We start from the raw sequence: 7507 nt of genomic DNA, 5'->3' as shown, positions 1-7507 counted from the left end.
CATCAGTTCGTTCCGGGCCCCGACCACTCGAATCATGAAGCTGTCCTCATCCGTTCTGTCATGCTCGTGCCGCTGAACCGCCCCCGAGAACCATCGAGAGCGCCCCGGCGGCGTGTTACTCGGCCAGGCTCGGCAGCGCGACCAGCGTGACCTGCGTCCACGCGTCCGCCACCGTGGCAGCGTCGACGATCACGGCCCGCAGGTCCTCGAGCGCGGTCGCGTCCACCTGCGCGAGGCGGCCGTGCTCGGCCAGTACATGGGTGACCCATTCGTCGGCGAGCGCGTCGGTGAGCTCGACTCCGGCCTCCGCCAGGATCATCGACGCGCCGGCGGCGCCGGCCGCGACCAGTTCGACCACGGCCAGCGGGCCGTGTGCCCGGCCCAGGTGGACGGTGCGCGATTCGAAGGTCAGCTCCGCCTCCGCGCGCACCCGGTCGACCAGCGCGGCCAGCCCGTCGTAGCTGAGGGCGCGGGCGCCCGGCGCGGCGAAGGCGGTGTCCTCACCGCGGAGCGCGCGAGTCCGGTTGGCGTAGGTGACCGGTCGCGCCGATTCCGCCGCGATCTCGGCCACCACGGCCGGATCGTCGAGCGAAAGCCAGTCGATGCCCGGCGCCGAGACCGGCGCGCCGACCGTCAGGCCGACCTTCACGTCCAGGCCGCTCGGCGGGAGCCGGTCGACGGACGCCAGCGGGACCACCGCGGCGCCCGACTTGAGGACCGCCCACAGGGCCACCGCCAGATCGATGCCGCGTTCCAGCCGCACCGCCACGCCGGTGCCCGGACCGCTGCCGCGGCCGATCAGCACCCGCGCCAGACGCGAGGAGCGGGCATCGAGTTCGCCGTAGCTCAGCGCCTCCTCGCCCCAGGCCAGCGCCGGACCCTCCGGATCGTCCTCGACCACGGCCGAGAGCGATTGCGGCAGCGCGGTACCGCGGGCATTGGCCGGAGCCGGCGCCACGACCGGCGTACTGGCCTGGGCGCGTTCGCGTTCGGCGGCGTCGAGGATGTCGATATCGCCGACCGGAAGGTGCGGGTCGGCGGCCACGGCGGTGAGGATGCGCTCCAGCCGGCGGCCGAGCGCCGCCATGGTCGCCTCGTCGAAAAGGTCGGTGGCATAGGAGAACACCACGACCAGCTCGCCCGGCGTACCGTCCGCGGCGCGCAGCGGATCGACGCCGATCTGCAGATCGAACTTGGCGGCGGCCAGTTCGGCGTCCAGCGCGGCCACGGTCAGGCCGGGGAGTTCCAGCACCGCGGTCTCGTTGTTCTGCAGGGCGAGCACGACCTGCAGCAGCGGGTTCGCCGCACCGCGGCCGGGCGCGGCCACCTCGGCCACCCGCTCGAACGGCACATCCGCGTGGGCGAAGGCCGACAGATCGGTTTCGCGGGCGCGTTCGACCAATTCGTCGAAGGAGGCCGCGGTGTCGACGGCGGTGCGCAGCGTCAGGGTGTTGACGAACATGCCGACCAGATCGTCGAGCGCACGTTCGCCGCGGCCGGCGATCGGGGTGCCGATGGCGATATCGGAGCTGCCCGACATGCGGGCCAGCAGCACCGCGATGGCGGCGTGCACCACCATGAACAGCGAGGCATTGTGCTCGCGCGCAATGCGATTCAGCCCGGCGTGCACCTCGGCGCCGACGGCGAAGTCGACAATGGCGCCCGCCATGGAGGCCACCGCGGGCCGCGGCCGGTCCAGCGGCAGCAGAGCCGTCTCGGGCAGGCCGTCCAGCTGTTCGCGCCAGTACGCCAGCTGTTGCGCGGCAACGGAATCCGCGTCCTCGTCGGAGCCGATGACGGCGCGCTGCCACACCGCGAAGTCGGCGTACTGCACCGTGAGCGGGGTCCAGCCCGGGTTCTCGCCCCGGGTGCGAGCCAGGTAGGCGGTCATCAGATCGCGGGCCAGCGGCGCCATGGAGGCGCCGTCGGCGGCAATGTGGTGGGCCACCAGGATGAGCAGGTAGTCGTCCGGATCGTCGCCGGTGAGCAGGCCGATGCGCACCGGAATGCCCGCGGCCACATCGAATCCGGTGCCGACCAGTTCGGCGACCCGGGCGCCGATATCGCCGACGCGCTCCACCGCGAGGCCGCTGGGCAGGGCGTCGGCGACCGACAGCACCTCCTGGTACGGCGCGCCGCCCGGCCCGGATTCCGGGTAGCGGGTGCGCAGCACCTCGTGGCGGGCGAGCACGTCCTCGGCGGCCCGGCTCAGGGCGGCCACGTCGAGCGTGCCGGTGAGCCGGATGACCATGGGGATGTTGTAAGCCGGTGAGGCCGTGTCGAACTGGTTGAGCACCCACATGCGCTGCTGCGCCAGCGAGAGCGGCACCCGCTCGGGGCGCTGTCCCGCAACCAGCGGCGGGCGCGCGCCGCCGGCGGCGCCGGGCACGATGCGACCGGCCAGCGCGGACACCGTGGAGGTCTCGAACAGCTCGCGCACCGAGACGGTGGCGTCGAGGGCCTCGTTGATGCGCGAGACGGCGCGGGTGGCGACGAGGGAGTTGCCGCCGATATCGAAGAAGTCGTCGTCCGCGCCGACCCGGTCCAGGCCGAGCAGATCGGCGAAGACGCCCGCGACGATCTCCTCGATCGGGGTGGCGGGCGCGCGGAACACCTTGGCCTCGAAGACCGGGGCGGGGAGCGCCTTGCGGTCCAGCTTGCCGGAGGCATTGAGCGGGAAGGCATCCAGCACGGCCACCGCCGCCGGGACCATGTACGCCGGGAGAGTGCGCGCCAGCGCGGCCTTCACCGCATCGGCGTCCACCTCGGCGCCGGGCTCGCGCGCGACATAGCCGACGAGCTGATCGCCGGCGTGGGCGTCGGTGCGCACCAGCACCACCGACTGCGCGACGCCCGGCTGCGCCAGCAGCGCCGCCTCGATCTCGCCCAGTTCGATGCGCAGCCCGCGCAGCTTCACCTGGAAGTCGGTGCGGCCCAGGTATTCCAGCTCCCCGGTGGCCGTCCACTTGACCAGGTCGCCGGTGCGGTACATGCGCTCGCCGTGGCCGAAGGGGCTGGCCACGAAGCGATCCGCGGTGAGATCGGTGCGCGCGACATAGCCGGTGGCGAGCTGGTCGCCGGCCAGGTACAGCTCGCCCGCAATGCCGGGGGCCACCGGGTGCAGGCGCGAATCCAGCACGTAGACCCGGGTATTGAAGACGGGGCGGCCGATCGGCACCGAGACGGTGTCGGCGTCGGTGACCTCGTGATAGGTGACGTCGACGGCGGCCTCGGTCGGGCCGTAGAGGTTGTGCAGGCGCGCGCCGGTGAGCTCGCGCAGCTTGTGTGCGGTCGGCGCGGGCAGCGCCTCGCCCGAGGCGAACACCTGACGCAGTTTCAATGCACCGGCTGGAATGTCCTGTTGATTGGGCCGGTCAGAAACCACGGATGGAAGACCGCCCACGAAGACCGAGAGCATGGACGGCACGAAATGCACAGTGGTGACGGCTTCTTCGGCGATCACCTGGGCCAGGTACACCGGATCCCGGTGCCCGTCCGGCTTGGCGACCACGAGCCGCGCACCGGTCTGCAAGGGCCAGAAGAACTCCCACACCGACACATCGAAGGTGGCCGGGGTCTTCTGCAGCACGACGTCATCGCCGCTTAGCCGGTACTCGGCTTGCATCCAGACCAGGCGGTTGACGATCGCCGCGTGGCTGACGGCCACGCCCTTGGGGCGGCCGGTCGAGCCGGAGGTGAAGATGACGTAGGCGGTGTCGGCCGCCCGCAAGGGTTGCGTGCGTTCGAAGTTCGCGATCGGCGCGGGGCTGTAGGTCCGGCACGCCTCCTCGATATCGTCGACGTACAGCAGCGGGATCTCGTGCTCACCGGCGACGAAGCCGTCGCGCGTGGTGGTGAGGACGAGCTGCGGGCGCGCGGTGTCGAGGATGTGGCCATTGCGCTCGAGCGGCTGATCCGGGTCCAGCGGCACATAGCCCGCACCGGTCTGCAGCACCGCATACATGGCCACGACCAGCTCGGTGGAGCGCCGCATGGCCAGGGCGACAAGCGATCCCGGGCCGGGGCCGTTGCCGCCCATCATGAGCCGGCGCGCCAGGCGGTTGGCGCGCTCGGACAGCTCGCGGTAGGTCAGGCGCTCATCGCCGAACACCAGCGCCACCGCGTCCGGGGTGGCCGCGACCTGCGCCTCGAACATGGACACCAGCGTCGGCGCGGTGCCGTGCGGCAGTCCGACCGCGGTCCGCACATCGAACCGTGTGGCGTTCCAGTCGGTGAGCACCCGCTGCCGGTCGAGGGCGGTCAGCAGGTGGATATCGCCGACCGGCTTGGCCGGGTCGGCGGTCACCGCGGCCAGCACCCGCTGGAAGCCCTCGGCGAATCCGGCCACCGTGGCCTCGTCGAAAAGATCCAGCGCATAGGAGAATTCGGCCGCCAGGCCGGTGGCCTCGCCGCGCTCGTCGTGCGACTCCTGCATGGTGAGCTGCAGGTCGAACTTGGCGAAGGGGATCTCCAGATCGGCGGCGGCCACGGTGAGACCGGGCAGCTCCAGCCGGGTCTGCGCCATGTTCTGGAAGGCCAGCATGACCTGGAACAGCGGGTTGCGGGCCTGCGATCGGGCCGGATCGAGCAGTTCGACCAGGCGCTCGAAGGGCACGTCGGCGCGGCCGAAGGCCTGCACGTCCACCTCGCGCACCCGGCGCAGCAGATCCTCGAAGCCGGCGGCCGGATCGATATCGGTGCGCAGCACGAGGGTATTGACGAACATGCCGATGAGATCGTCGAGTTCGGCCTCGCCGCGACCGGCGACCGGGGTGCCGATGGCGATATCGCGGGTGCCCGACAGCCGCGCGAGCAGCACCGCGAGGGTGGCGTGCACGACCATGAACAGCGTCATATTGCGGGCCTCGGCGAAATGCCGTGCGGCCGCGTACACCTCGTCGTCGATGCGGAAGGCGAAGGTGCCGCCCCGGTAGGAGGCGACCGGCGGGCGCGGGCGATCCGACGGCAGCACCAGCTCATCGGGCAGATCGGCGAGGGTTTCGCGCCAGTACCCGATCTGCTGGGCCAGCAGCGATTCCGGATCGTCCTCGCGGCCCAGCGTTTCCCGCTGCCAGACCGCGTAATCCGCGTACTGCACGGCCAGCGGCGCCCACTGCGGCGCGGCGCCGCGGGCGCGCTCGGCGTAGGCGGTCACCAGATCGCGGGTGAGCGGGCCCATGGACACGCCGTCGCCGGCAATGTGGTGGATGACCGCGACGAGCACATGCTCCTCGTCGGCAATGCGCAACAGCCGCAGCCGAATCGGCGGTGCGGCGGTCACATCGAAGCCGGCGCCCACGGCCGCGGCGACCTGTGCCGGGACCTCGGCGGCCGGTACCTCGAGCAGTGCGAGTTCGGGCAGCGCACGGGAATCGTCGAGGGGCAGCACCAGCTGGTAGCCCTCGCCGTCCACTTCCGGGTAGATGGTGCGCAGGACCTCGTGCCGCGCAACGAGATCCGCGGCAGCCGAGCGCAGCGCCTCGATATCGATGGCGCCGCTGAGGCGCACCGCGACCGGGATATTGTCCACGGCGCTGGCGGGATCGAAGCGGTTGAGGAACCACATGCGCTGCTGCGCGAACGACAGCGGCACCCGCTCTGGGCGCGCGACGGCGCCCAGCGCGGGCCCGGCGGCAGCCGACTCGCCCTCGAGCTGGGCCGCCAGCGCCGACACCGTCGACGCCTCGAACAGCACGTGCACCGGCACCCGCACGTCCAGGGCGGTGCCGATGCGGGCGGCGGCCTGCGCCGCCAGCAGCGAGTTGCCGCCGAGTTCGAAGAAATCGTCGTCGGCGCCCACCCGGGCATCCGGGTTGTCCGGAATCAGCAGCGTCGCGAAGACCTCGGCAATGGCCTCCTCGGCCGGGGTCGACGGCGCCCGGAATTCCCGCGCCGCGAACTCGGGCTCCGGCAGCGCGTCGCGATCGAGCTTGCCGACCGGCGTCAGCGGAATCTCGTCCAGCACCACAATGGCCGCGGGCACCATGTACGCGGGCAACGACTCCCCGACGAAGGCGGCCAGTTCCGCGGTGTCGACGGTGGCGCCCGGGCGCGGCAGCACATAGGAGACGAGCGCGGTCGCGCCGGAGGGCAGCGTCTTGCCCAGCGTGGCCGCGTAATCCACCTCCGGGTAGCTGGTCAGCGCGGTGTCGATCTCGCCGAGCTCGATGCGCAGGCCGCGGATCTTCACCTGGAAATCGGAGCGGCCCAGGTATTCGATGACCCCGGCCGGATCCGATTCACCGCTCGCGGTGGTGGTACGCCGCACCAGGTCACCGGTGCGGTACAGCCGCGCGCCCGGAACCCCGGTGGCCTCGCCGAACGGGCTGGCCACGAAGCGTTCCGCGGTGAGCCCGGGCCGCCGGTTGTAGCCCTGCGCCAGCGCCGGGCCCGAGAGGTACAGCTCGCCCACCACGCCGTCGGGCACCGGCCGCAGCCGCGAATCCAGGATGAACGCGCCGACGCCCGGAATGGCCGAGCCGATGACCACCGGCTCGCCCGGCAGCAGCGGCGCGGTGCTGGTGGCGAGAATCGTGGCCTCGGTGGGGCCGTAGCCGTTGAAGAATTGGCGGTCCTCGGTGGCCCAGCGCGCGACCAGTTCCGGTCCGAACTTGTCACCCGCGACGACCACGGTGGTCAGCTCGTCGAGGCCGGCCGGATCCACCGATTCCAGCGCGCCGGGCGTGATCAGCACATGGGTGACCTCTTCGCGCGCCAGCAGTTCCGCCAGCTCCACGCCGCCGAAGACGCCCGCGGGAGCGACCACCAGCGTCGCCCCGGCGGTGAAGGTGAGCAGCAGTTCCAGGACCGAGACGTCGAAGCTCGGCGAGCACACGTGCAGCACGCGGGCATCCGCGGTGACGTCGTAGTGCTCGCGCTCGGCGGCCACCAGCCCGGCCAGGCCGGTGTGCGAGACCACCACGCCCTTGGGCTTGCCGGTGGAGCCGGAGGTGTAGATGACATAGGCCGGATGCTGTTCGGTCAGCGGCCGCACCCGGTCGGCATAGGAGACCGGATGCGCGGGATGGGTCGCGATCCGCTCGGCCTGGATGGGATCGTCGAGCTCGATCCAGTAGGTGGCATTGCCCAGCGCCGCCCGGTACTGCCCGGTGGTGAGGCCGAGCACCGCGCCGGAGTCGGTCAGCAGATGCTCGATGCGATCGGCGGGATAGGCCGGATCGACGGGTACGAAGGCCGCGCCGGTCTTCGCGACGGCCCACACGGCCAGCACCGATTCGATGGATCGGGTGATGCCGATGGCGACCATATCGCCGGGACCGATGCCCTTGGCGATCAGCGCCCGTGCCAGCTGCGAGGACTGCGCGTCGAGGTCGCGGTAGGTGATCTCACGCTGGTCGGCGGGCGCACCGGTGGCATTGAACCGCACCGCCACCGCATCGGCCGCCGATTCGACCGCGGCCGTGAGCAGCTGCGCGAGCAGCAGGCCTCCCGACCGTCGACGACGGCTGCCGCGAACGGAACGGCGGGCAGTGTTCATCTATGTACC

Annotated in this window: 1 protein-coding gene; it reads right to left on the bottom strand. The window is 71.6% G+C overall.

From position 1 onward, the window contains the following. Positions 1-115 precede the first annotated feature (115 nt). Positions 116-7498: an amino acid adenylation domain-containing protein gene (locus ACFVIV_RS02285; RefSeq protein WP_379192940.1), complete on the bottom strand. Its 7383-nt coding sequence runs from the start codon at positions 7496-7498 to the stop codon at positions 116-118. Positions 7499-7507 lie beyond the last annotated feature (9 nt).

Source organism: Nocardia sp. NPDC127526 (assembly GCF_042672265.1).
GTDB lineage: Bacteria > Actinomycetota > Actinomycetes > Mycobacteriales > Mycobacteriaceae > Nocardia.
The sequence above is the reverse complement of the archived record's forward strand: the minus strand, read 5'-3'. Positions and strand labels throughout refer to the sequence as shown.